Source organism: Saccharomonospora amisosensis (assembly GCF_011761185.1).
Classification (GTDB): Bacteria; Actinomycetota; Actinomycetes; order Mycobacteriales; family Pseudonocardiaceae; genus Saccharomonospora_A; species Saccharomonospora_A amisosensis.
Window position 1 is genome coordinate 3,275,467 of sequence record NZ_JAAOYM010000001.1, and the last position, 21,649, is coordinate 3,297,115.

Genomic DNA, 21,649 nt, shown 5'->3' on the forward strand with positions numbered 1-21,649 from the left:
GGATCACACGCGTTCGAGGAAAGGGCCGAACAGTTCGCCGACGGCGGCCTCGGCGAACTCCAAACCTTCTGCCTGCCCGATGTCGTAGATCGAGTAGGCCCCCGCGCCCGCCGCCGTTGTCGCGGTGAGTGTGAGCAACCCCTTGCGCCGCTGGAAGATCGACTGCGTCGCGGTCCACCCGATGATGCCGCGCCGTCGCAGCGCGACCGTGCTGCGCCGTAGGGCGCCGCTTCGGGTGACCAGGTAGTCGCCTGCGAGTCCGTGACCGAGGTTGCGGTAGGCGTCGAAAGCGACGGCCAGCGCGACGGGCACCAGCACGGCCGCGCAGATTCCCGCCAGCGGCACCAGCACGGGCACCGCGGTGAGACCAACCACCAGCAGCGGCACCACCACGGCGGCGACCGCGAGCAGTGCCCACCGCACCCGGCGTCCCCTTGCCGCGATGGGGTGAGCCAGCAGCCGTACGGACTCGGTCGGCGAGGCGGACTCGCGGAGCACGACGGCAGCCACCCGGTCGGCCTCCCTGCGCGGTGCGGGTGGCAGCAGCGTCTTGTGGTCGGTGCGCTCCTTGGAGTTCTGCCGCACGAGTCCGGTGGCCACCGCGTCCACCCTCGCCGCCCCGACCAGCCGGTTGCCCAGCGGTTCGACGAGTTCGACACCACGGAGTCGCCGCTCCTCCAGTGAGATGGACCGCCTGGTGAGCAGCCCGCGCCGCACCCGCAACGTGCCGTTGGGCTCACGTTCGAGCCGGAACCGCCCCCACATCTCCAGGAACAATGCCATCGAGCCCACGGCGAGGCCGGTGAGCAGCAGGGCGAGTACGGCGAGCGGTAGTGAAAGGTCGCGCAGCAGGTCCAGTGCCCAGGAGACCACACCGGACCGGAGCCCGAACCACTCGGCCACCTGCAGGATCACCCCGAAGAAGGCCAGTCCGAGCGTCGGCGTCAGAAACGACATCGGCGCGAACCGCACCCAGGAGGGTTGGAAGGTGGCGAGCCGACCGTCGGTGGGCGCGGGGGTACTGGCGGCGCGCGTGTCCCGGTGCAGCAAGACCGTGCGCAGGTCGTCGGCCTCGGTCCTGGTCACCGGGTGCAGTACCAGCGAGCTCTCCCCCGCCGAGGTCTGTTCCCCGGTGCCGAGCTTGACGTTCACCAGGCCGAAGGCACGCAGCAACGGTGGCGCGGTGATGTCGACGGCCCTGATGCGATGCCTGCTGAGCGTGCGCCTGCTGCGCACGACGATCCCCTTGCGCAGTTCGACGCGATCCGGCAGGACGCGGTAGCTGGTCCTACGCCATCGCACGTCGTCGAAGAGCCCGGCCGCGGCGATCAGCACCACCGCCACCGGCACGACGACAGCCGTGGCGACCAGCGGTGAGGCGCTGCCCGCGATCGCCGCCCCGGTGGGGAATCCGGCGGCAACGGCCACTCCGGCCGCGCGCAGGACCGTGACCGCTACCGTGCGTCTGTCCAGTTTGCGCCACACGGCAGGCCCAGCCTCCTCCACCCCGGGCGACTGACGCGAGGTGGTCACGTGGCGTCCCCCGGAGTTGCCTGGGTGGTGCTGGTTAGCTGCTCTGCGACCTGTGCTGCGAGCCGGTGGTCCAGGCCGGGGATCGTCACGGCCCCCTTGGCCGACGCGGTGGTGACCGTGACGGTCGCAAGTCCGAACAGTTGTTCCAGCGGCCCGCGCTGGGTGTCCACGGTCTGGATGCGCGACATCGGCGCGACTCGCCATTCCTGCCAGAAGAAGCCGGTGCGGGTGTACACCGCGTCGTCGGTGATCTCCCAGCGATGCACCCGGTACCACCACAGTGGAAGCAGGACCGCCACCGGCAGCCCCACCACGGCGACGGCGCCCGCGGCCACGAGCAGCCAGGCCGCTGCCGTGGAGATGACGGCGGCGAGCGACACCAGCGCCACGACCGGGATGCCCACCCACAACAGCAGGTTGGTCCGCCACCAGCGCAGCGCCCTGCGGTCGACCTGGTTTCTCGGCGGACGCAGCCGCAGGGAGGCGGTATCCCCCATCTGCGACTCCCTCCCCGACCCTACGGCTGGCTGGAGGCCAACACCTCGGCCAGTACGCCGAGGGCGATGTTGCGGCCGGAAACGACGGCCACCGTGTGGTCCGCCTCGCCCCCCGGCTCGACCTTGCCCGCCAAGAGGGCCGCCACCGCCGCGGCTCCCGCGCCTTCGGTGACCACACCATGCGTGGCCGCCAGGTGCCGCACCGCGGTCCGCAGTTCGGCTTCGGTGACGGAAACGATTCGGTCGACGTGCTTGGCGACCAGGTCGATCGTCACCGAACCCGGTTCCAGGTTCGCCGCGATACCGTCGGCGAGCGTGGGGCGCACCTCGATGGGGACCTGGTGGCCTGCCTTCACCGCCTCGGCCACGGAGGGTGCGGCGTCCACCTCCACCCCGACGATGCGCACGTCCGGTTGGGTCGAAGCCCACAACCCGAGCCCGGAGGCCAGCCCACCGCCGCCGACAGCGCACACCACGGTGAGCCGTCGCCCAGTGAGTTGCCCGGCGAGCTCGTGGCCGATGGTGCCCTGCCCCGCGATGACGTGCGGGTCGTTGTAGGGGGAAAGGAAGTACGCCCCGCGCTGCGCCAGCCGCAGCGCGTGTGCCTCCGCCTCGGCGTAGGAGCGCCCCTCGCGAACGAGCTCGATGTCGAACCGACCCAGCGCGGCGACCTTGGCGGACGAGGCGTTCTCCGGAACGACGACGGTGGCAGGGCGGCCCAGCCTGGTCGCGGCGAAGGCGACTCCGAGCCCGTGGTTGCCCGCCGAGGCCGTGACCACGCGCTCGCCCTGCCCGATCGCCGCGAGCGCGTTGAGGGCGCCACGTACCTTGAACGACCCGGTCGGTTGCAGCGACTCCAGCTTCAGCAGCGGCCCCTCACCCACGACCGGGGTGGGTGCCAGCGCTCCCCGCAGTACCGACCAGGCATGTTCCACGTCTTCGGCCGAGGGTGTGCGTACTTCTCGATTGCCCATACCGCCAGCCTGCTCCTTCCACTACCGCGCGGCCACGTGATTTTCCCGGCCGAACCGGGTTCGGGCAGGCGCTACCACCGAACGGGTTCGGCAGGCGTGTCAGCGGCCGGGGCGGCTCAGTCCGTGCTCGGCGCCACCACGGCTGAGCACGATCTGGTCGGTGCGTCGCAGCGCCTCGGTGCGGCGCGGCGTCGGCTCCGCAGTCGTAAGGTCGATCAGCCGGATCGGGGGGCCGAGCTCCACCAGCGTCGGTATGTACTCGATGCCGTCGACCACCCAGTCGCCGTGCACCCGGGTGAAGCGCAACCGCACCGCGATTCCCTCCTCGGAGACCCCGCGGGGCTCCGCGTGTCGCGCCACCGAGTTGCCGAGGCCGTACGCGACCCACTTGTCGCCGATGCGTTCGATGGGCTGGACCACGTGGGCGTGGTGACCAACGAGCACGTCGATGGCTTCCTCGTCGAGCAGCCGTCGCGCGAGCGCGCGCTGTTCCTCGGTCGGCTCGTGCACGTACTCCTGCCCCCAGTGCACGCTGACGATCACCACCTCGGCCCCCGCCTCGCGGGCGGCCCGAGCCTCGGCGACGATCGCGTCGGCGTCCAGCTCGTTCGACAGCCACGGCTTGTCCGGCGGTGTTGCAATGCCGTTGAAGCCGAAGGTGTAGGAAACGTGTCCCAACCGCACCCCGCCGACGTCCACCACCAGCGGCGTCACCGACTCCTGCTCGGTGCGCGCGGAGCCGGTGTGTTCCAGGCCCGCCCCGTCGAGTGCGTCGAGTGTGCTGACCACGCCTTCCTCGCCCTGGTCGAGCACGTGGTTGGAGGCGGTGGAACAGCCGTCGTAGCCGACCCTTGCCAGCGCGTCGGCCAGTTCGGGCGGCGCGCTGAATTGCGGGTAGCCACTGTAGGGTCCGCCCTCCCGCGCGAGTGGGACCTCCAGGTGGCACAGCGCGAGGTCGGCCTTGGACACCAGCGGCCGCACCCCCTCAAGCAGCGGGCCGTAGTCGAAGTCGTCGGGGCCCGCGTTCTCGCCCGCTTCGCGCGCGGCCTGCTCGGTGAGCGCGGGGTGGATCAGCACATCCCCCGTGGCCACGACGGTGAGGGTATCGACGGGGGTGGCAGTCGCGGATACACCCGAGCTCGCCGGGCCCTGCGGCAGTACCGGTTGTTCGGCGGGCGCGGTACCGCACGCGCCGGCCAGGAGTGTGGCACTGAGCACCGCCGCCACGGCACGACGATTCATGGATCAGCCTTTCGGGTGGGTGGCGCTATCCTGCCTTGTCACCCGCAGTGATCCAAACCACCCTCTCAGGTAAGGGTCTGCCACCAACCATCGACAGGTGGGGGCGCCGCGACCGCGATGCGTTGCCCCGGCTTCGGCACGGCGAGCGAGACGTCGAGCGCCTTCGCTTCCTTCCACACGCGGTCCACCGGATCGGTCCACGAGTGGGGTGCGAGGTTGAACGTGGCCCAGTGGACCGGAACGAGGAGCTGGCCACGCACGTCGAGATGGGTGGCCACGCCTTCCTCTGGCGTCATGTGGATGTCGGGCCAACTGCTGGCGTAGGCACCCACCTGTACGAGGGTCACATCGAACGGTCCGTGCCGCTCGCCGATGTCGTTGAAAGCCTCGCAGTATCCCGTGTCGCCGCTGTAGAACACCCGGTGTGCCGGGGTGGCGATCACCCACGACGCCCACAGCGTGTTGTTACGGGAGAACGCCCTTCCGGAGAAGTGCTGCGCCGGGGTGGCGACGATGCGAAGGTCGTCGATCGTGGTTTCGTCACCCCAGTCGAGTTCGATGATGCGGGAGTCCGGCACGCCCCACGCCCGCAGGTGCGCACCCACGCCGAGCGGGACGACGAACGGTGCCCGCTGTGTGCGCGCGAGTGTGCGCACCGTGGACATGTCTAGGTGGTCGTAGTGATCGTGGGACACCACGACCGCGTCGAGCGCGGGCAGGTCCGCAAGCCGGTGCGGCACCGGATGCAGCCGTTTCGGCCCGACCAGCCGGGACGGCGACGCGCGCTCGCCCCAGACGGGATCGAGCAGCACTCGCGCCCCGTCCAACTCGACCAGTGAGGACGCGTGCCCGTACCACGTCAGGTGGAGGCCGTCGGTGGGTGCGTACGCGTCCGGCTCCACGAGCGGCACACTTCCCGTCGGGCGGCGCGACCCTCGCCCGGACAGCAACTCACGAACGACTTCGCGACCACTGCCGTCCGGCAGCCACTGCGGCTGAACCAGGTTGCGGAAGGCGCCGTCACGAAACTGCGGCGAACCCAGCAGCGCGGCTTGATCGGGTGTTCCGCCGATCGCCGCGCGCACGCCCGATGCCGCCGCCGCGACACCGGCCGCCGTCACCGCGCCCATTCCCGCCGTCAACGTGCCCAGCAACCTCGCCATGTCCGCTCCCTCCTCCTCCTCGATCGATCTACCCCGCGCTCGAGCAGGGAAACGTGCATTGCGGTCATGGTGTTCCACGCGTTATCCGGTCGTGGGCGGCTAATCTCCTCGCCATGGACGCGCTGAGCAGCCTGCTCGACGGGCCGCGAGCCAGGGGCGCATTCCTGCTGCGGGTCGTGCTCGACCGGCCGTGGTCACTTCTGGTGCGCGACCGCTCACCGTTGACGCTCATCGCGCTGGCGCGGGGCAGCGCCTGGCTCGTGCCCGACGGTGCCGACGCCGTGCGGTTGTGCACCGGCGACGTCGCGCTCGTGCGTGGCGACAACCCCTACACCGTCGCCGACGATCCGGCCACGGCACCGACCGCGGTCATCGAGCACGGTCAGCGCGGCACGACACCGCAAGGCGAGCCGGTGTGCCAGGAGTTCTCGCTGGGGCCGAGGACGTGGGGCACCGCAGTGGCGGCGAGCACCACCATGCTCGTCGGCGCGTACCCGGTAGGCGGCGAGATCAGCTCACGGCTGCTGTCGGCGCTGCCCGAGGTCGCCGTCGTCGGTCGAGCCGAGCTGGAATCGCCGCTGGTCGAGTTGCTGGACGCCGAGATCGACAGGGAGCAGCCCGGCCAGGAAGTCGTGCTGGACCGGCTGCTCGACCTGCTGCTGGTGACGACCGTGCGCGCGTGGTCGGCGCACTCGGCGGCCGTGGGTTCCTGGTACCGCGCGCACACCGATCCCGTGGTGGGTGAGGCGCTCAGACTGTTGCACGACGATCCCGCGTACCCGTGGACGGTGAAGGAGTTGGCATCGAGGACCGGGGTGTCCCGCGCCGCTCTCGCCAGGCGGTTCAGCGAACTCGTTGGCGAGTCACCGATGGCCTACCTGACCGAGTGGCGCCTGGCTCTGGCCGCCGACCTGCTTCGCGAGCCGGAATCCACGGTCGAGTCGGTGGCGAGGAAGGTGGGCTACGGCAGCCCGTTCGCGCTCAGCGCGGCGTTCAAGCGGGTGCGTGGCATGAGCCCACGGCAGTACCGCGAGGCGAGCGGCTGAATCCGCGGGTATTGGCGGTGTCGAGCATTGGCGCGCTGCCATACTCACCGGGTGGACATCACCGCATGGGCGAATGCGATCGAAGAGGCCGGGAACCGGCTCGCCGAGGCGGCCCAGACGGCCGGTCCGCTGGCCGAGGTACCGACGTGTCCGGGCTGGCGGGTGCGTGAGCTGTTGCTGCACACCGGCGGAGTGCATCGGTGGGCGACCGAGTTCGTTCGGGGCAGGACGGTGCCGCTCGAACTCGCCGAGGCCCACGACATCGCCGACGACGTACCCACCGATTCCGAACTACCCGAGTGGTTCCGGGTCGGCTGCGCCACTCTGGTCGCCTCAGTGCGATCGGCTCCGCACGATCTGCGGTGCTGGACATTCCTGCGCGCCACCTCGCCACTGGCTCACTGGGCCCGCAGGCAGGCACACGAGACCACTGTGCACCGGGTCGACGCCGAGTCCGCGGGCGACAAGGTCGGCCCTGTCGAGCCCGCACTAGCCACCGACGGCATCGACGAGCTGCTCGGCTGCTTCGCCGTACGCTCGCGGCGGATGCGGCTGGAAGCACCGCACACGTTGCACGTGTCCGCCGCCGACACCGGCTCCGACTGGACGGTGTTGATCAGCGACGAGCGGCCGGTCGTTCGCCGAGGCATGCCGGACGGCACCGCGGACACCACGCTGCGGGGTACCGCGCAGGAGCTGTACCTCGCGCTGTGGAACCGCGCGCCGCTGAGGCCGCTGCACGTCGCCGGTGATGCCACCGTGGTCGAGGCCTGGCCGAGGCTGCTGCACGTGCGCTGGAACTAGCGGTCCCGAACGCAGAACTCGCGGGCAGGAACGGGGGACTCGCGGGCCTCAGGCCTGCTGCTGCTTGAGCACCCTGCGCAGGATCTTGCCCGTCGGTGATTTCGGGATCGCGTCGACGAACTCCAGTTGCCTGACCTTCTTGTATGGGGCGACCCGTTGCGCCACCCAGGTGAGCAACTCCTCGGCCTCGACGGTGGCGGCCGCCTTGGGCACCACGAACGCCTTCGGCGCCTCACCGCCCTCGGCGTGCGGCACGCCGATCACCGCCGCGTCGGCGACGGCGGGATGGCTCAGCAACACCGACTCCAGCTCCGCGGGCGCCACCTGGTAACCCTTGTACTTGATCAGTTCCTTGAGCCGGTCGACGATCCAGAACACGCCGTCGTCATCGACGCGCACCAGGTCACCCGTGTGCAGCCAGCCGTCGGTGATCGTCTCCTCGGTGGCCTCCGGATTGTCGAGGTAGCCGAGCATCACCTGCGGGCCGCGCACCAGCAACTCGCCGGTCTCGCCCGGTTCGACGTCGATATTGGTGCCGGGCCGTACCAGCCGCGCCTCGGTGTTTGGCGACAGCCTGCCCACGCTGCCCGGCGGGGTGGTGGGAAAGTCGCTGTCGAACACCTGATGGGTGCCGGGGCTGGCCTCTGTCATGCCGTAGCCCTGGCGGATCAGGCAGCCGAGCCGCTCCTCGGCGCGCTCGGTGACCGCCACGTCTAGCGGTGCGGCGCCGCACAGCGCGTACCGCAACGGCGAGAGGTCGTAGTTCTCCACGCCGGGTGCGTCGGCCAGCGCCAGCACCATCGGCGGGGCGAAGTAGGCGCGGGTCACCCTCTGCTCGGCCAGCGCCGCCAGGTAGCCGTCCAACTCGAAGCGCGGCAGCGTCACCACAGTCGCCCCGCCGAGCAGGCCGGAGTTCAGGATGATCGTGAAGCCGTAGATGTGAAAGAACGGCAGCACGGCTGCCTGCACGTCGTCGCTGGTGATGCGCCAGCCGACCCGGGTCTGCGCCAGGTTGGCCACGAGGTTGCGGTGCGACAGCCGCACCCCCTTCGCGGTTCCTGTGGTGCCGCTGGAGAACGGCAGCGCGGCCACGGTCGTGGCCGGATCGATATCCAGCCACGGCCTGGGCTCGCCGCTGTTGCGCAACTCGTCGAAGCCGCGAAGGCCGGAGCCCGCGGCTGGTTCCCCGAGCACGAAGACGTGCGCGATACCGGTCTGCCGCGCCACCTCTGCCGCCTTCTCTGCGACCTGCTCGGAGGTGATGATTACCTTGGCCCTCGACGCGGTCACCTGCTTGGCGATCTCGGCGGGGGTGAACACCGGGTTGATCGGCGTGACAGCGGCACCCGCGGCGATCGCGCCGTGCAGCGCGAGGGCGTAGCGCGGCTGGTTGTGGCTCAGCAACGCCACGACGTCGCCCGGCCGCACCCCGAGCGCGGCCAGCGCACCCGCGCAGGCCGAAACACCAGTGGCCAGTTCAGCGTAGGTGATGCGCTCGCCGGTGACACCGTCGAGCAATGCCACCTTGTCACCGAACCCGGCCGCCGCGCCGAGGACGTACTCGGTGAGCGTGACCTCGGGAATCTCGATGTCCGGCAGCGGACTGCGGTAGATCATGCTGCTCCTCGCTGAGCCTGGACCGGTCGCTTCAGGCGTAGAACCGGAAGACGGGCTGCGCCACGCAGGCGGGCTTGTCCTGCCCCTCGATCTCCACGACGAGGTCGGCGGTCAACTGCAGACCGCCACCGCCCACCTCCTCGACCCGCGCCAACCTGCCGGTCAGCCGCACCCGCGAGCCCGCACGAACCGGCGAGGGGAAGCGGACCTTGTTCAGCCCGTAGTTCACCTTGGTGGACACGTCGCCGACGTCGAGCAGGTCCGTCCACAACGGAATGAGCAGGGAGAGGGTGAGGTAGCCGTGGGAGATCGTGCCGCCGAACGGCCCTTCCTTGGCCTTCTCCTCGTCGACGTGGATCCACTGGTGGTCACCGGTGGCATCGGCGAAGGTGTTGATCCGCTCCTGGGTCACCTCGATCCAGTCGCTGTGTCCGAGGTCCTTGCCCACCAGTGTGTTGACCTCGTCGAAGGCCACCCTGGTCGTCGCTGCCGTCACCTTCGGTTCTCCCCCTCCAGCCGCAGCACGCGAACGGCGTTGTCCTTCAGGATCTTCTGCCGCACCGCCGGCTTCATCTCGAGCTTGTCGAAGTCGCTGCGCCACCGGTCCGGGGTGATGAGGGGGTAGTCGGAACCGAAGAGCACCTTGTCCTGCAGCAGGCTGTTGGCATAGCGCACCAGCTGCGGCGGGAAGTACTTCGGCGACCAGCCGGACAGGTCGATGTAGACGTTCGGCTTGTGAGTAGCCACGGCGAGCGCCTCGTCCTGCCACGGGAACGAGGGATGCGCCAGGATGATCGTCAGTTCCGGGAACGTCACCGCCACCTCGTCGAGCAGCATGGGGTTGGACAGCCCGAGCTTGATCCCGCCGCCGCCCGGCATACCCGCGCCGATACCGGTCTGTCCGGTGTGGAACAGCGCGGGGACACCCAACTCCTGCGCTACCTCCAGCAGCGGATACGCGGTGCCGTCGTTGGGCGCGAAGTCCTGGATGCTGGGGTGGAACTTGATCCCGCGGACTCCGTGTTCGGTGACCAGCCTTCGTAGCCTGGCCGCACCCGCCTTACCCTTGGCCGGGTCGATGCTGGCGAACGGCAGCAACACGTCGGAGTGCTCGGCCGCGACCTGCGCGACGTACTCGTTGGACAGCGCGGGATGGCCGGTGGCGCCCTCGATGTCGACGGTGAACACCACCGCGCCGATCCGTCGCTGCCGGTAGTAGTCGGCGATCTCGGGAAGCGTCGGCGCGCGATGGTCGGCACCGAAGTACTTGGCCGAGGCCTCGAGGAACTCCTCCGGTAGCGACATGTGCCCGCTGCCGTCGGTCTCGACGTGCACGTGGACATCGATGGCGTCGAGCTGCGTGTGGTCCATGCTCTCCAGTTTCCTCGGCGGGGCCGGTATGTACGGGCTCAGTTCGCGGGAGGTTCGGGCAGCTTCTCCCCGACGCTCTGCGGCTCGGCCCCCACCGTGGTGGACCACGCCTGCGCGATCGCGTCGGCGCTCCAGCCACCGTCGGCGTATGCGGCCGCGACCTGCTGCGGGTGCGACCACAGCGAGAGCCGGTCGCCGCCGATGCCGATGCACTGGCCGGTAACATCGACGGCGGCGTCGGAAGCGAGGAAGGCCACCAACCCGGCGGCGTCCTCCGGGCTGCCGAACGCCAGTGCCCTGCGGGCGAAGGTCGGCATCGGCTCCCCTGCCCGCATCGCCTCGACGTAGCCCTTGAGCGCCGGGATTGTCTCGGTCATCGCCGTAGCCGCCACCGGGATGATCGCGTTGACGGTGATGCCCGCACGAGCCAGTTCCATCGACCAGGTGCGGGCGAAGGCGGCGATGCCTGCCTTGGCGGCGGAGTAGTTGGTCTGACCGAAGTTGCCTCGCTGGCCCGCGGGGGAACCGACGAGCACGAGCCTGCCGCCGTCTCCCTGCTCCCTCATCTGCCGTGCTGCCGCGCGGGCGCAGGTGAAGGTGCCCCTCAGGTGGACGTCGACGACGGTGTCGAAGTCGTCGTCCGACATCTTCCACAACACCTTGTCCCGCAGCACACCGGCGTTGGTGACGAGCACGTCGAGGCGGCCGAACTCGGAAACGGCGCGGGCGACGAGTGCCTCGGCGACCTCGGTGCCGCCCACGGCCCCGACCTCGGCGACGGCGATGCCGCCCGCGGCGGTGATCTCCTTGACGGCGGAGTCGGCGGTGGCCTCGTCGACGTCGTTGACGACGACCTTCGCACCCGAGGCCGCGAGTTCCTTGGCATAGGCCAGCCCGAGCCCACGACCGCTGCCGGTGACGATCGCGACCTTCCCGGTGAGGTCCATCGGAGACATCCCTTCCATCAGGTTTCCTGATATAAAGGTGTACTCATCAATCGTTATGGTTGTCAACCATTGTTTCCGTCATGTGGTTTGCTGGCAGAATGTGGTGACACCATCTGGACGAGGAGGAGCCATCGCCACCGCGGAGTCGATGCCCGAAGCCGTCCCGTCCGGCAGAGTCGGGTTTCTGCTTGCCCGCGCGGGCGGTCGCGCCATCCGTAATCTCAACCGCGCGCTGGAGCCGTTCGGCCTGCGCAGCAGGCACTACACGGTGTTGTCGGCCTCGGCGGAGCAGGGCGGGCTCTCACAACGTGAGCTCGGTGAGGTGCTCGGGGTGGACCCGAGTGCGGTGGTCGCGCTCGTCGACGATCTGGAACGTGCCGGCCTGGTGCGTCGCGACGCGCACCCGGACGATCGGCGCACCCGTGTCGTCGTCGTGACCGAGGCAGGCATGTCCACCCTTGACACCACCCGCGAACTGGCCAGAGGTGTCGACGACGACCTGCTCTCCGCCCTCAGCGACGACGAGCGCAGGACGCTGGAGCGGTTGTTGCTGCGGTTGGCCTCCTGACCGCGCCGCCTGCCACCCGCTCGCCTCAGACAATGGGGCAAAGCGGGGTCTCCTCGCGCGGCCCGTGCCTGCGCAGTTCGGTCCACGCCAGCGCCAGCCTGTCCACCAACTCCTCCAGTTCCCGCTGCGGGCGTGGGAACGGAATCCGCAGGTGATCGTCGTGCGCGCCGCTGGGGTCCATCGTCGAGCCCGGGATCACCTCGACGCCGTGCCGTAGCGCCAACTGCGCGAACACGTCGGCGCTGCTGCCGCCGGGAAGCCGCACCCACAACGACGAACCGCCGTCGGGGTGGCGCCAGGTCCACCCTGCCAGCCGGTCGGCCAGCAGCCGTTCCAGCAGCGCGCACCGCTGCCGCCGCAGCACCGCCTGCCGCTCACCGATCTCCTCCATGCGCGGCACCAGCCGGGCGGCCACCGCCTGCTCGAATACCGGACTGCCGAGATCGGCCAGCGCCTTTCGGCGAGCGCAACGCTCGATGATCCCGACCGGACCACGAATCCAGCCGATGCGCAAACCGCCCCAGATTCCCTTGAACGACTCCACCGTCAGCATCTCCGACCCGCCGCCGGCGTATGCGCCAAGCGGCGCGGGCAGTGGCGCGGTTCGCGACAGGTTCTGTCCGGCGTAGGCATTGTCCTCCACCACGGCGACGCCGTGCCGGGAGGCGAGTTCGGCGACCGTACGCCTGCGCGCGGACGACATCAGCACGCCTGCCGGGTTGTGGAACGTCGGCATCACATAAAGCAGCGCCGGCTCGTGTTCGGCCAGCGCGGCAGCCAACCCGTTGGGGTCGATCCCCTCCTCGTCCAGCGGGACCGCCACCAGGTTCACGCCTGCCTCACGGAAGATGTCCAGGCACGGCGACCAGCTCGGCGACTCCGTCACCACGGTGGCTCCTGGCCGCAGGTAGACCTGGGACAGCAGCACGAGCGCCTGGTGCGCGCCAGTGGTCACCAGTACCTCGTCCGCGGTGGTCGGCAGCCCGAAGTGGGTGTAGCGCTCGGCGACCGCCTGGCGCAGGGCGGGCAACCCGTGAGGGTGATACCCGGGCTCGGACAGCAACTCGTCCAGGTCTTCGGCGACCACCTCCCGCATGGCCTGCCCGACCTCTGCGGCAGCCTCGTCCGCGGCGCACGCCAGTGAGATCGTCGGACCGGGGCCGTCGATCAACCGCTGGAAGATGGCCGTGCCCTGGCCGCCCCTTACCCTCCCGTCACCGCGCGGGCCCCTGTTCCGCCCGTTGACCCGTGTGCCGCTGCCGCGCCTGCGGTCGAGTACGTCACGGGCGCGCAACTCGTCGTAGGCGGCCACGACCGTCGACCTGCTGACCGCGAGCGACCTCGCCAGCTCTCGCTCCGAAGGAAGCCGCTCCCCCACTTCCAGGGCGCCTTCCTCGGCGGCGCGAGCGAGCGCGTCGGCGAGCTTGCGGTACAGCGGGCCGGGCCCGGTACTCCACTCGCCGAGCAACGCCGCCAACGCGGCGCCCCGCTGAAATCGATCCACTTCCCCGCGCATTGGCCCTTCCTCGGAGTCCAATCTCCGCAGGAGTCTAAGAGGCATCGATCCAATCGCGAAGTGGACTGCCCATAGAAGAGGTATCTCTCATGCTCACCGCGTCGTTCATCCTCGTCGTCGCCGCCATGCTCGCCGGGATCGGCAGGGCCGTGTGGTTGCCCGGCCCCGCACCGGACGTGGAACCGCGGCTGGCGCGGGACGTCGTCGCGGGTCTGCTGGTGCTGTGGCAGGTGGGAGCCGCCCACGCCGAGCGCGTCGAGCACTACACCGCCGAGTTGAGCGGCAGGCCTGCCACGCGGCTTCAGCCCTGGTGACGGGAGTGGATGGACACGCCGGTCTCGCCGGGAGCCAGGTGCGGACGCAACACCAGGTCTGCGTCGTAGTCGCCACCGTTCTCGTGCCGAAACGGCAGACCGGGCAGCTCCTCCAGTTCCGCCAGCCGTTGCCGCAGCCGCTCCGCGGCGGCCGCGAAGTCCGCCTCGTCCGCCCGGTCAGCTCCGTAGACCGCCAGCGGTGGCAGTGCCTCGATACCGGAGTAGAAGAAGATGCCGTGGTGCACGCCGAAGAGCACCTCGCACAGTTCACCGTGGATGCCTCGTGGCCCGAATGACGACTCGCGCGCGCCGATCGTGGTGAGCACCATCGCCCGCTTGCCCGCCAGCCCGCCGTCACCGTAGCGCATGGTGCGGCCGGTGACGGGGTCGGCGACACCGAAGGCGAACCCGTTCACGAAGATCCGGTCGAACCAGCCCTTGAGTATCGCGGGCATCCCGAACCACCACATCGGAAACTGCACGATGAGGGTGTCGGCCCACCGCACGGCCTGCTGCTCGGCACGAATGTCGGGGCTGAGCCGGTTGGCGGCGTGCGCTTGCCTGGACACCTTGCTGACGAGCAGGCGTTCGTCGGGGTCGTGGCCGTAGTCGCACGGCTGCACCACCGGGTCCCACTTCATCGCGTACAGATCGTGCACACGGACCTGGTGTCCCAACTCGGTCAACGTTCGCACACCGTCGTTCTTCAGCGCCGCATTGAGCGAGCGCCGTTCCGGGTGAGCGAAGAGCCACAACACGTTCATGCCTCGATCATGTGCTCCGGCTGCCTCGCGATCGAGTGGCCCGAAAGCCAACCTATGCAAGAATCGGGCCATGAGCCGGTCGCACCGTGTCGCCGTACTGGCCCGCCACGGCGTCATGCCGCTGGAACTGGGTCTGGTGCACCAACTGTTCGGCGCCGCCCGCTCACCGGACGGCGAGCCGCTGTACGAGGTGGTGACCTGCGCGCTCACCCCCGGTGAGGTGCGCACCGACGCGGACTTCACCGTCACGGTGACGCAGGGTCCGCAGGCGCTCGCGCTCGCCGACACCGTGGTCATCCCGGCCACCCACGAGCCGGACGAGACCGAGCTTCACGGCAGACTCGGCCCCGCGCTGGCGGCGGCGCTGGCGCTCGTCCGGCCGGGCACCCGGATGGCGTCCATCTGCACGGGCGCGTTCGTGCTGGCCGCGGCGGGCTTGCTCGACGGTCGTCGCGCCACCACTCACTGGCTTTCCGCCGAGTCGTTCCGGCGGCTGTTCCCGTCGGTGGAACTCGATCCGGACGTGCTCTACACCGACTCCGGTGACGTGCTCACCTCCGCGGGCGAGGCGGCAGGGATCGACCTGTGCCTGCACCTGATCCGGCGCGATCACGGGGCGGCCATCGCCAACGAGGTCGCGAGGCGCACCGTCGTGCCCCCGCACCGGGAAGGCGGGCAGGCACAGTACGTCCAGCGGCCAGTGGCCTCGCCCCGCGAGTCGTCGACAGGGCGGGCACGGGCGTGGGCGCTGGCGAACCTCGACCAGTCGCTGTCGCTGCCCGACCTCGCCTCTATCGAGTCGATGAGCACCAGAACCTTCACCCGCCGGTTCCGGCAGGAGGTCGGCATGTCGCCGTTGCGGTGGGTGACGCAGCAACGCGTGGAGCGGGCACGGCAGTTGCTGGAACGCACCGACCTGCCGATCGACCGGATCGCGGCACAGACCGGCTTCGGCACCGCCGCCTCGCTGCGGCAACACCTGAACGCGGTGCTCGGCGTTTCCCCGAGTGTGTACCGGGGCACGTTCCGAGGAGTGCGCGTGGCGGAACAAGCCACGACTACACGGCGTTAATCAGATAGGTGGACTCTCCATCCAGCGACTGCCCCCATGACGGTGGTGAGCTCGCAAGCCTTCTCACGGAACGTGCCCGCCCTCGGACGCGTTGCTTCACCAGAAAGAGGGTGACGAATTGGCTAACGCCTCGACGACCGCGACCCGTCCCCGTTCCCGAGGTGCCACCGAAGAGCCTGACCTTGTCCGCTACTACCTCGACGAGGTGGGAGCGACCCCGCTGCTCACCGCGACCGAAGAAGTCGATCTCGCCAAGCGGATCGAGGCCGGTCTGTACGCTGCCGAGCTGCTGCGGCAGGCCGAGGACGGCGAGCTTGACCTGACGGCCCGCCACAGGCGTGACCTCGAGGTCATCGCCCGCGACGGTGTCCGTGCCAAGGATCACATGGTGCGCGCCAACCTTCGGCTGGTGGTCACGGCGGCACGCAAGAGCCGCAACACCTCGCTGCCGCTGCTCGACGCGATCCAGGAGGGCAATCTGGGGCTGATCCGCGCGGTCGAGAAGTTCGACTACCGCAAGGGCTACAAGTTCTCCACCTACGCCATGTGGTGGATCAGGCAGGCCGTGCAGCGCGGCAACGCGTTCCAGAGCAACACCATCCGGTTGCCCATGCACGTCGGCGAGCAGGTCGCCAAGCTCGACCGGCTGGAACGCACCCTGCAGGCCAGCGGCGACCACGAACCGACGGTGGAGGAGATCGCCGCCGCCGCCGAGATGCCCGTGGACAAGGTGGTGGCACTGCGCCAGGCGGGCAAGTCCACGGTCAGCCTCGACACGCCGCTGGACGAGAACGGTGACCTGAAGCTGGGCGACCTCGTCGCGGACACCACGGTGTCCGCCGTTGGCGAGGGTGTGGAGCGGCAAGCACTGCTCAACGAGGTACACACGGCGTTGGACAGCCTGCCCCCGGGTGAGGCCACGGTCGTGTCGCTGCGGTACGGGTTGCGGGACGGGCACCAGCACACCGTCGCGGAGATCGCCGAGCGCCTCGGCATCACGCGCAAGCGGGTGCGCACGCTGGAGCGCAAGGCACTGGAGCTGCTGCGCGAACCCCGTCGGCGCGCCGCGCTGTTCGACTGGGCGAGCTGACGCGCCCAGCCGAACAGCACAGTGGGGTGCCAAGCGTTGTCCCAGGTCATAGGATCGCTTGCGTGGACCTCCCCGTAACGCCGCCGGTGCGGCCGATGCTGGCCGCACTGGTACGTGAACTGCCGAGGGCGCCGGAACTACGGTACGAGCCCAAGTGGGACGGGTTCCGCTGCGTCGTGTTCCGCGATGGCACCGAGATCGAGCTCGGCTCCCGAAACGACCGGCCGCTGACCAGGTACTTCCCGGAACTGGTGGGGTTACTCGCCGACGCGCTGCCGAAGCGTTGTGTCGTGGACGGTGAGATCGTGCTGGTGACCGACGCGGGGCTGGATTTCGACGCGCTGCAAAACCGCCTGCACCCCGCGGCGTCCCGGGTGCGCAAGCTGGCCGAGGAAACCCCGGCCAGCTTCGTCGCGTTCGACCTGCTCGCGCTCGACGACCGCGACCTCACCGCCGCGCCGTTCGACGAACGGCGGCGCCTGCTCGAGCAGATCCTGGACACCGCGCCCGCCCGCGTGCACCTGACACCCATCACCAGCGACCCCGATGTCGCACTCGACTGGTTCAACCGGTTCGAGGGCGCCGGGTTCGACGGGGTCATGGCCAAGGCGGGCCCGAAGCCATACGAGCAGGATCGCCGCTCGATGTGGAAGGTCAAGCACGAGCGCACCGCCGACTGTGTGGTGGCGGGCTTTCGTTGGCACAAGGACGGTCAGGGAATCGGCTCGCTGCTGCTCGGGCTGTACGACGACGAGGGCACGCTGCACCACGTCGGTGTGGCGAGCAGCTTCGCCGCAAAGCGGCGCAAGGAACTGGTCGAGGAGCTGGCTCCGCTGCGGGAGGGGGCACTGCGGGAGCACCCGTGGCGTGACTGGGCGCAGGCGGCAGGCGAGGAAGGCGGCCGGATGCCTGGCGGGCTGAGCCGGTGGAGCGCGGGCAAGGACCTGTCCTGGGAGCCGTTGCGGATCGAACTGGTCGCCGAGGTGCGATACGAACACGTGCAGGCGGGCAGGCTTCGGCACGGCGGCAGGTTGGTCCGGTTCCGGCCGGACCGCAGGCCCGAGTCGTGCACCTACGCCCAACTGGAAGAGGTCCCGCCCGCCGAGTTGGAGGCGTTCTTCGACGAGGTGCGCGCCGGGTGAACGCGGCACGCGGCAGCGGACCCCGCGGCACTCAGTCGAGCGGACTCAGTCCAGCAGGGGGTTTCGCACCTTGACGGCACTGGTGAATCGGCTGAAGTCCCGGTCGGCCGACCACAGTTCACGTACGCCGTGCGCCACACAAAGCGCGGCGATTCGTGCGTCGTGGACCATGGGTCCGGCCACTCGTCCGCTGAGCAACAGCGGCGCGAGCTGGTCCCAGTAGCCCACCGGTTCGCGCAACACGGTCAGGGTCGGGGCAGCCAACCACGCGTTGACCTGCGCTACCGCCTGTTCTTGGGTGCTCGGCGGGTCGTAGATCTTCGGGTGCGTGCTGATGGCGTAGAACTCGTGCAAGCACGCCCAGGGAATCGCCCACGCCGACCGCCCTTCCGCGAGTTCCTTCACCAACTTGGCCGCGGGCGGGTGGAACTCGGCATCCCGCCGGTGTGCGTAGACGAGGATGTTCGTGTCCAGCGCGATCATGCCGACCGGCCGTAGATGACGTCTCTGATGTGTTCCCACCCCGCCCCACGGAACTCCGGCCGCAAACCGCGGCCGTCGACGCTGGCGTCCTCAAGCGTGAACCGCGATTCGCCGGTGCGTTGCTGGACGACGGTACGCAAGCCGCTCTCGATCAAGTTTCGCAGTGTCGTGCCTTCGCGGCGGGCGAGATTCTGCGCTTCCCGCAGTAGCTCGTCCGGAAGGTTCACCGTCGTCTTCATATGGCTGACCATACCATCCGAGCCATACAGCTGTAGAATTCCATCTTGCGGCCTTGCGTGGCTGGTGACGCAGGGATCGAGCGATATGCTGAATGCTGTGCCAGATGACGACGATTCACCGGAATCCGGCGCGGCAACCGGGCCGCGGCGCCGGGGTGCGCGCGGGAACGACGGCGTAGTAGTGGACGTCGCAGGCACACAGGTCAACATCTCAAGTCCCGGCAAGGTGTTCTTCCCCCAGCACGGCGAGACGAAGCTCGACCTGGTGCGCTACTACCAGGCCGTCGCCACACCACTGCTCGCCACGCTCGGAGGCAGGCCACTGCTCATGGAGCGCCACCCCAACGGCGCGGGCGGCAAGTCGTGGTTCCAGAAGCGCGTACCATCCTCCGTGCCGGACTGGTTGAGAACGACCGTGGTCGCCACGCCGAACGGCACCACGAGCGACGCGCTCGTCGCCGCCGACCTCGCGCACGTGCTGTGGGCGGTCAACCTCGGTTGTCTTGGCTTTCACGTGTGGCCCTACCACGCGGACGCTCCACAGATCACCGACGAGCTGCGGGTCGACCTGGACCCCTCCCCCGGGACCACGTTCGCCGATGTGCGGCACGCCGCCGTGTTGGCGCGGAGCCTGCTGCGGGAACTCGGCATCGAGGCTTTCGTCAAGACCACCGGTTCCCGAGGACTGCACCTGTACGTGCGACTTGAGCCGCGCTGGGACAGCTACCAGGTACGCGCGGGTGCCGTCGCGCTCGCCCGCGAGCTGGAACGCCGCCACCCTGAGTCGGTAACGGCGCAGTGGTGGAAAGAGGAGCGCGGCAGCCGGGTGTTCGTCGACTTCAACCAGAACGCGCCGCACAAGACGGTGTTCGGCGCCTGGTGTGTGCGCCCGCGCGTCGGTGGGCAGGTGTCGGCCCCGATCCGCTGGGACGAACTACCCGACATCGATCCGGAACGACTGACGATCGCGTCGGTACCCGCGCGGCTGGAGGCCGACGGCGATCCGTGGCAGGAAATGTACGAGCGCCCGCAGTCACTGGAACCGTTGCTGGAGCTGTCACGTCGGGACATGGACAGCGGGCTCATGGACGCACCATGGCCACCGGTGTATCCCAAGCAGCCCAACGAGCCACCCAGGGTCGCGCCCAGCAGAGCCCGACGCGAGTGAGCCGCAAGCCCCGCTACTTCTTCCTGGCCTTGGCCGTGCGCCTTCCGCTGGCCTTGCGCAGGGCGTCGACGAGTTCCTGCTTGTTCATCGAGCTGCGACCCGAGATGTCGAGCTCCCTTGCCCTTTCGTAGAGGTGCTGCTTGCTCGCGCCAGCGTCGACACCGCCCTGGGTCCTCGCAGGACGCTGGCCCGCACCACGCTTGGCCTGCTCGTCCGACGGTCCCTTGCGTTCCTTGGGCTCCCAGTGGTCGCCGACCTTCTCGAACGAGTGCTTCAGTGCCGCGAAGGCGGTCTGGTGGGCCCGCCTGCCCTCGCCGTAGGTCTCGACAGCCGAGTCGTGTGCCTTGATCCAGGTGCGCTGCGCCTTCTTCGGCGAGCGCTCGATCGTGCTCGGCAGCTCCTGACGTCCCGGCACGGCTACTCACCTCCACAACTCGATTCCTCACTCGGCCGGTGGTTTACCGCGTCACGGCGTGTCCAAACCGTTCAACCGTTCACCTGCCGCTGGGGTAGGTCCGTGCCGCCTCGGGAACGGGTTCGCGCTCCAGCGGCCGCAGCGGTGTGAGCGCGGAGGTCGAGTCGCAGTGCACCAGCGCGTCGTAGCGCTCGGCGAGCACCGTGGGCACGTAGTTGCCCGCCCGCTCGGCCTGCGGTCGGTACACCACACCGATGGCCCTGTGGTCACGTACCTGCCGCAACCACTCGTGCGAGCCGGCGCCGAAGACGAACAGTGAGTCTCGCTCTCCCACCGCCTCGTGCAGGAGTGCCTCCGTGCTGCCCGGCCTGGCGTCGGGCACGCGCATCCGTCGTGGCGGGGAGCCCCAGCTGTCCGCGGCGACCACGCTGCCGTGGTGGGTGGAGAACCCGACGGCCACCACGTCGTTGGCGGGGTGCCGCTCGCGCACGAGTTGGCCGAGGTTGACAAGGCCGGCCCGCTCCATGTCGGTGGCCCTGGCGTCGCCGATGTGACTGTTGTGCGCCCACACGACCGCCTTCGCACCGGGACCGTACACCCGCATCAGGCGCTCCAGGGTGTCTACCATGTGGCGGTCGCGCACGTTCCACGAAGCCGGACCGCCGGAAAGCAGCTCGCGGTAGTAGCGTTCGGCGCCCTGCACGATGCGGGCGTTCTGTTCGGCGACGAACCGCTCGTCCAGACCGGGCAGTGGTTCCTCGTCGCTGTCGCGCCTGAGTTCGGTGAGCAACCGCACCACCTCGTCGGCGCACCCGTCTGGCACCACGGCGATCCCACGTCCGTGGGCGACGGGGTCCTCGGGGTCCTCGCCGTAGGCGTCGAAACACCGCATCGCCGCGCGGGCCGCCTCGACCTGATCGGGTTCGTGCTCCGACAGGTAGCCCAGCACGGCCCGCAGTGAGTCCCACAGGCTGTAGACGTCGAGGCCGTGAAAGCCAACCGGAAGGTCGGCGAAGCGACTGGCGTTGAGCAGCCGCAACCAGAGCGCGAAGTCGGAGACCTCCTCGTTGGCCCACATCCACCGCGGCCACCGCTCGAAGGTCGCCAACACCTCTTGCGGGTCCGAAGGTGCACCGGGCGTACCGGCGAGGCTGCGGTGCAGGCGGTGGCAGTCGGGCCAGTCGCCCTCAACGGCCACGAAGGAGAATCCCAGCTCTGTGATCAGCCGCTTCGTCAGCTCCGCGCGCCAGCGGTAGAAGTCCGACGTGCCGTGCGAGGCCTCTCCGAGGAGCACGTAGCGCGCCGTGCCGATCCGTTCCACCACCGGGTCCAGGTCGTCGACCCGGCGCAACGCGATCGCTTCCCGCCGCACGCCGTCCACAGTGGAGCTGCGGCTACCCTTCGCGCTCGTGCGGTCACCCATCGTCGTCGAGGTTGGCCTGCTCGGCCGCGATCCGCCGCCACGATTCCACCTCGGCCAGCAGCCCGTCGAGGGTCTCCACGGCCGAAGCGGGCCTGCCCTCCCGCAGTTCCCGCTCCGCTCTGCCGCCCGCCTCGGCGAGCCGCTCAGCCAGCCCACCCGGCGCGACGACGCTGTCGTGCCGCCAGTCCTCCGGACGTACCGGGGCGGTCTCCCACTGGTTCATCGTTACGGTCAGTGCCCCATGCCCTCACCGACTAAACC

Annotated in this window: 24 protein-coding genes; 8 read left to right on the forward strand and 16 right to left on the reverse strand. The window is 69.5% G+C overall.

The annotated features are described in order from the left end of the window. Window positions 1-3: 3 nt before the first annotated feature. The 5 genes from FHU38_RS15880 to FHU38_RS15900 form a co-directional block, all read right to left on the reverse strand. The gene (locus FHU38_RS15880; protein ID WP_167172215.1) at window positions 4-1,533 is read right to left on the reverse strand and encodes a PH domain-containing protein; all 1,530 of its coding nucleotides are present in this window, start codon (window positions 1,531-1,533) and stop codon (window positions 4-6) included. Next, a complete protein-coding gene (locus FHU38_RS15885) occupies window positions 1,530-2,030 on the reverse strand; it encodes a PH domain-containing protein (RefSeq protein ID WP_167172217.1) in 501 nt (166 codons plus the stop codon). The genes FHU38_RS15880 and FHU38_RS15885 overlap by 4 nt, the downstream gene beginning before the upstream one ends. Before the next feature lie 20 nt (window positions 2,031-2,050). Next, on the reverse strand, window positions 2,051-3,004 hold the full coding sequence (locus FHU38_RS15890; protein WP_167172219.1) for a threonine ammonia-lyase: 954 nt from the start codon (window positions 3,002-3,004) through the stop codon (window positions 2,051-2,053). A 99-nt stretch (window positions 3,005-3,103) separates the two neighbouring features. Further along, window positions 3,104-4,246 (reverse strand): CapA family protein, encoded by a 1,143-nt coding sequence (locus tag FHU38_RS15895; protein ID WP_167172221.1) that lies wholly within the window; start codon window positions 4,244-4,246, stop codon window positions 3,104-3,106. A 65-nt stretch (window positions 4,247-4,311) separates the two neighbouring features. Then, window positions 4,312-5,409 (reverse strand): MBL fold metallo-hydrolase, encoded by a 1,098-nt coding sequence (locus FHU38_RS15900; protein ID WP_167172223.1) that lies wholly within the window; start codon window positions 5,407-5,409, stop codon window positions 4,312-4,314. Between the two features lie 113 nt (window positions 5,410-5,522). Between FHU38_RS15900 and FHU38_RS15905 the strand changes: the two genes are divergently transcribed. Together FHU38_RS15905 and FHU38_RS15910 are read left to right on the forward strand one after the other, a co-directional pair. Next, window positions 5,523-6,455, forward strand: a complete 933-nt coding sequence (locus tag FHU38_RS15905) for an AraC family transcriptional regulator (protein WP_167172225.1) — start codon at window positions 5,523-5,525, stop codon at window positions 6,453-6,455. Between the two features lie 51 nt (window positions 6,456-6,506). Beyond that, window positions 6,507-7,259, forward strand: a complete 753-nt coding sequence (locus FHU38_RS15910; protein WP_167172227.1) for a maleylpyruvate isomerase family mycothiol-dependent enzyme — start codon at window positions 6,507-6,509, stop codon at window positions 7,257-7,259. A gap of 48 nt (window positions 7,260-7,307) precedes the next feature. Here FHU38_RS15910 and FHU38_RS15915 read toward each other — a convergent pair whose 3' ends face one another. From FHU38_RS15915 to FHU38_RS15930, 4 genes are read right to left on the reverse strand one after another with little or no spacing between them, the layout of a single operon-like run. Further along, complete coding sequence (locus FHU38_RS15915; protein ID WP_167172229.1) at window positions 7,308-8,876, reverse strand: AMP-binding protein; 1,569 nt, start codon at window positions 8,874-8,876, stop codon at window positions 7,308-7,310. A 31-nt stretch (window positions 8,877-8,907) separates the two neighbouring features. Further along, window positions 8,908-9,372, reverse strand: coding sequence for a MaoC family dehydratase (locus tag FHU38_RS15920; RefSeq protein ID WP_313886795.1), 465 nt, complete (start codon window positions 9,370-9,372; stop codon window positions 8,908-8,910). Further along, complete coding sequence (locus FHU38_RS15925; protein ID WP_167172231.1) at window positions 9,369-10,247, reverse strand: amidohydrolase family protein; 879 nt, start codon at window positions 10,245-10,247, stop codon at window positions 9,369-9,371. Before FHU38_RS15925 ends, FHU38_RS15920 begins: the two co-directional genes overlap by 4 nt. A 38-nt stretch (window positions 10,248-10,285) precedes the next feature. Then, window positions 10,286-11,194, reverse strand: a complete 909-nt coding sequence (locus tag FHU38_RS15930; protein ID WP_208416597.1) for an SDR family NAD(P)-dependent oxidoreductase — start codon at window positions 11,192-11,194, stop codon at window positions 10,286-10,288. Between the two features lie 148 nt (window positions 11,195-11,342). Between FHU38_RS15930 and FHU38_RS15935 the strand changes: the two genes are divergently transcribed. Further along, the gene (locus FHU38_RS15935) at window positions 11,343-11,762 is read left to right on the forward strand and encodes a MarR family winged helix-turn-helix transcriptional regulator (protein WP_167172233.1); all 420 of its coding nucleotides are present in this window, start codon (window positions 11,343-11,345) and stop codon (window positions 11,760-11,762) included. A 25-nt stretch (window positions 11,763-11,787) separates the two neighbouring features. On the opposite strand, the gene FHU38_RS15940 is transcribed toward FHU38_RS15935, so the two are convergent. Then, the gene (locus FHU38_RS15940) at window positions 11,788-13,278 is read right to left on the reverse strand and encodes an aminotransferase-like domain-containing protein (RefSeq protein WP_167172235.1); all 1,491 of its coding nucleotides are present in this window, start codon (window positions 13,276-13,278) and stop codon (window positions 11,788-11,790) included. A gap of 89 nt (window positions 13,279-13,367) precedes the next feature. Between FHU38_RS15940 and FHU38_RS15945 the strand changes: the two genes are divergently transcribed. Beyond that, window positions 13,368-13,592: a hypothetical protein gene (locus tag FHU38_RS15945; protein ID WP_167172237.1), complete on the forward strand. Its 225-nt coding sequence runs from the start codon at window positions 13,368-13,370 to the stop codon at window positions 13,590-13,592. Here FHU38_RS15945 and FHU38_RS15950 read toward each other — a convergent pair. Then, a complete protein-coding gene (locus FHU38_RS15950) occupies window positions 13,580-14,356 on the reverse strand; it encodes an NAD(P)H-dependent oxidoreductase (RefSeq protein WP_167172239.1) in 777 nt (258 codons plus the stop codon). The genes FHU38_RS15945 and FHU38_RS15950 overlap by 13 nt on opposite strands. A 70-nt stretch (window positions 14,357-14,426) precedes the next feature. Here FHU38_RS15950 and FHU38_RS15955 point away from each other — a divergent pair, with 70 nt between their 5' ends. The 3 genes from FHU38_RS15955 to FHU38_RS15965 all read left to right on the forward strand — a co-directional run bounded on the left by FHU38_RS15955 (window position 14,427) and on the right by FHU38_RS15965 (window position 17,660). Continuing rightward, complete coding sequence (locus FHU38_RS15955; RefSeq protein WP_208415699.1) at window positions 14,427-15,428, forward strand: GlxA family transcriptional regulator; 1,002 nt, start codon at window positions 14,427-14,429, stop codon at window positions 15,426-15,428. A 118-nt stretch (window positions 15,429-15,546) separates the two neighbouring features. Then, the gene (locus tag FHU38_RS15960; protein WP_167172243.1) at window positions 15,547-16,518 is read left to right on the forward strand and encodes a sigma-70 family RNA polymerase sigma factor; all 972 of its coding nucleotides are present in this window, start codon (window positions 15,547-15,549) and stop codon (window positions 16,516-16,518) included. A 62-nt stretch (window positions 16,519-16,580) separates the two neighbouring features. Next, window positions 16,581-17,660, forward strand: coding sequence for an ATP-dependent DNA ligase (locus FHU38_RS15965; RefSeq protein ID WP_167172245.1), 1,080 nt, complete (start codon window positions 16,581-16,583; stop codon window positions 17,658-17,660). A gap of 45 nt (window positions 17,661-17,705) precedes the next feature. On the opposite strand, the gene FHU38_RS15970 is transcribed toward FHU38_RS15965, so the two are convergent. Further along, complete coding sequence (locus FHU38_RS15970; RefSeq protein WP_167172247.1) at window positions 17,706-18,143, reverse strand: type II toxin-antitoxin system VapC family toxin; 438 nt, start codon at window positions 18,141-18,143, stop codon at window positions 17,706-17,708. After that, on the reverse strand, window positions 18,140-18,382 hold the full coding sequence (locus FHU38_RS15975) for a type II toxin-antitoxin system VapB family antitoxin (protein WP_243852270.1): 243 nt from the start codon (window positions 18,380-18,382) through the stop codon (window positions 18,140-18,142). The genes FHU38_RS15970 and FHU38_RS15975 overlap by 4 nt, the downstream gene beginning before the upstream one ends. Window positions 18,383-18,467: 85 nt before the next feature. Here FHU38_RS15975 and ligD point away from each other — a divergent pair, with 85 nt between their 5' ends. Continuing rightward, window positions 18,468-19,550, forward strand: a complete 1,083-nt coding sequence (gene ligD, locus FHU38_RS15980; protein WP_208415700.1) for a non-homologous end-joining DNA ligase — start codon at window positions 18,468-18,470, stop codon at window positions 19,548-19,550. 13 nt (window positions 19,551-19,563) lie between these two features. Here the strand turns inward: ligD and FHU38_RS15985 are convergent, their stop codons facing one another. The 3 genes from FHU38_RS15985 to FHU38_RS15995 form a co-directional block, all read right to left on the reverse strand. Beyond that, window positions 19,564-19,965 (reverse strand): ChaB family protein, encoded by a 402-nt coding sequence (locus FHU38_RS15985; RefSeq protein ID WP_167172251.1) that lies wholly within the window; start codon window positions 19,963-19,965, stop codon window positions 19,564-19,566. Window positions 19,966-20,044: 79 nt separating this feature from the next. Continuing rightward, window positions 20,045-21,388, reverse strand: a complete 1,344-nt coding sequence (locus FHU38_RS15990) for an erythromycin esterase family protein (RefSeq protein WP_208415701.1) — start codon at window positions 21,386-21,388, stop codon at window positions 20,045-20,047. Then, window positions 21,381-21,611 carry a hypothetical protein gene (locus tag FHU38_RS15995; protein ID WP_167172254.1) on the reverse strand — a complete coding sequence of 77 codons (231 nt, stop codon included), beginning with the start codon at window positions 21,609-21,611 and terminating at the stop codon, window positions 21,381-21,383. Before FHU38_RS15995 ends, FHU38_RS15990 begins: the two co-directional genes overlap by 8 nt. Window positions 21,612-21,649 lie beyond the last annotated feature (38 nt).

Bases quoted from the DNA above. Each gene is read 5' to 3' on its own strand.
- FHU38_RS15885 (WP_167172217.1), bottom strand. From the start codon at position 2,030: ATGGGGGATACCGCCTCCCTGCGGCTGCGTCCGCCGAGAAACCAGGTC.
- FHU38_RS15890 (WP_167172219.1), bottom strand. From the start codon at position 3,004: ATGGGCAATCGAGAAGTACGCACACCCTCGGCCGAAGACGTGGAACAT.
- FHU38_RS15895 (WP_167172221.1), bottom strand. From the start codon at position 4,246: ATGAATCGTCGTGCCGTGGCGGCGGTGCTCAGTGCCACACTCCTGGCC.
- FHU38_RS15900 (WP_167172223.1), bottom strand. From the start codon at position 5,409: ATGGCGAGGTTGCTGGGCACGTTGACGGCGGGAATGGGCGCGGTGACG.
- FHU38_RS15905 (WP_167172225.1), top strand. From the start codon at position 5,523: ATGGACGCGCTGAGCAGCCTGCTCGACGGGCCGCGAGCCAGGGGCGCA.
- FHU38_RS15915 (WP_167172229.1), bottom strand. From the start codon at position 8,876: ATGATCTACCGCAGTCCGCTGCCGGACATCGAGATTCCCGAGGTCACG.
- FHU38_RS15925 (WP_167172231.1), bottom strand. From the start codon at position 10,247: ATGGACCACACGCAGCTCGACGCCATCGATGTCCACGTGCACGTCGAG.
- FHU38_RS15930 (WP_208416597.1), bottom strand. From the start codon at position 11,194: ATGGACCTCACCGGGAAGGTCGCGATCGTCACCGGCAGCGGTCGTGGG.
- FHU38_RS15935 (WP_167172233.1), top strand. From the start codon at position 11,343: ATGCCCGAAGCCGTCCCGTCCGGCAGAGTCGGGTTTCTGCTTGCCCGC.
- FHU38_RS15940 (WP_167172235.1), bottom strand. From the start codon at position 13,278: ATGCGCGGGGAAGTGGATCGATTTCAGCGGGGCGCCGCGTTGGCGGCG.
- FHU38_RS15945 (WP_167172237.1), top strand. From the start codon at position 13,368: ATGCTCACCGCGTCGTTCATCCTCGTCGTCGCCGCCATGCTCGCCGGG.
- FHU38_RS15950 (WP_167172239.1), bottom strand. From the start codon at position 14,356: ATGAACGTGTTGTGGCTCTTCGCTCACCCGGAACGGCGCTCGCTCAAT.
- FHU38_RS15955 (WP_208415699.1), top strand. From the start codon at position 14,427: ATGAGCCGGTCGCACCGTGTCGCCGTACTGGCCCGCCACGGCGTCATG.
- FHU38_RS15970 (WP_167172247.1), bottom strand. From the start codon at position 18,143: ATGATCGCGCTGGACACGAACATCCTCGTCTACGCACACCGGCGGGAT.
- FHU38_RS15975 (WP_243852270.1), bottom strand. From the start codon at position 18,382: ATGAAGACGACGGTGAACCTTCCGGACGAGCTACTGCGGGAAGCGCAG.
- ligD (WP_208415700.1), top strand. From the start codon at position 18,468: ATGCTGAATGCTGTGCCAGATGACGACGATTCACCGGAATCCGGCGCG.
- FHU38_RS15990 (WP_208415701.1), bottom strand. From the start codon at position 21,388: ATGGGTGACCGCACGAGCGCGAAGGGTAGCCGCAGCTCCACTGTGGAC.
- FHU38_RS15995 (WP_167172254.1), bottom strand. From the start codon at position 21,611: ATGAACCAGTGGGAGACCGCCCCGGTACGTCCGGAGGACTGGCGGCAC.